General features: G+C 63.3%; 1 protein-coding gene. It reads left to right on the plus strand.

Annotated features, from left to right (window positions below):
- Positions 1–39: 39 nt before the first annotated feature.
- On the plus strand, positions 40–1,096 hold a 1,057-nt coding region (locus tag ABT116_RS49465), incomplete at its 3' end, for a neutral/alkaline non-lysosomal ceramidase N-terminal domain-containing protein (RefSeq protein WP_351648240.1).

Genomic DNA, 1,096 nt, shown 5'->3' on the forward strand with positions numbered 1-1,096 from the left:
GGCGGGTCGCGGGTCGCCTACGTGTGCGTCGACAACTGCATGATCTTCCAGTCCGTTCACGACGAGGTCCTACGCCGGCTGGCTGGGAAATTCGGCGATATCTACACCGAACGCAACGTCATGTTGACGGCCATCCATTCACACGCGGCATGTGGTGGGGCCTCGCACAACTACGCCTACAACCTCGCAGTTCTCGGCTTCGAATTGCAAGTGTTCGAAGCCGAGGTCAACGGCATGGTCGAGGCGATCAGCGCTGCCCACGAGAACCTGGCGCCCGGCACGGTACGTTTCGGCCGGTCCGATCTCACCGACGCGAGCGTCAACCGATCACGAGTGGCGTTCGATCTCAATCCCGAAGAGGACAAGGCCTACTACCCCGGCGGCAACGATCACCACATGCGGGTCATGCGAATCAGCCGGGGCAGCAAAGACATCGGGGCGATCAACTGGTTCGCCACCCACTGCGCCTCGCTCACGAACGAGAACCATCTCATCTCCGGCGACAACAAGGGCGCCGCGGCGTACTTCTGGGAGCACGACGACCAGGGCGTGCGCTACCTCGACGGCGACACCAGCTTCATCGCCGCATTTCCGCAGACCAACAGCGGCGACATGTCACCCAACCTCTTCCTCGAACCCGGACGTGGACCGACCGACGACGAATTCGAGAACGCACGCATCATCGGACTGCGCCAGGTCGCGGCGGCTCAAACTGCCTTCCACGCGGCGTCCGAAACCGTCACCGGTGGCGTCGACAGTCGGATCATGTACCTGGACATGGCAAATCAGGTGGTGAGTGGGAGATTCACTCCGGATGGGCGCGAGCATCGCACCGCGCCGGCAGCGATCGGCGCGGCGATGAGCGCCGGAAGCGTCGAGGACGGACCGGCAATTCCGATCTTCCCCGAGGGCACCAGGAACCCCATGATCGACGCACTGGGCGGCATGGATGCCCCTGTGCCTCAATGGCTTCAGGATGCACAGGCCCCCAAGCTCGTAGTCGTTCCGGTCGGCCTGTTGCCACCGGGCGGATGGGTACCGAACGTACTGAAGATCCAGATCCTGCGGATCGGCCAGTTCTACATCGTCGGGGGCC

It is taken from the genome of Streptomyces sp. NPDC002130, assembly GCF_040296465.1.
GTDB lineage: Bacteria > Actinomycetota > Actinomycetes > Streptomycetales > Streptomycetaceae > Streptomyces.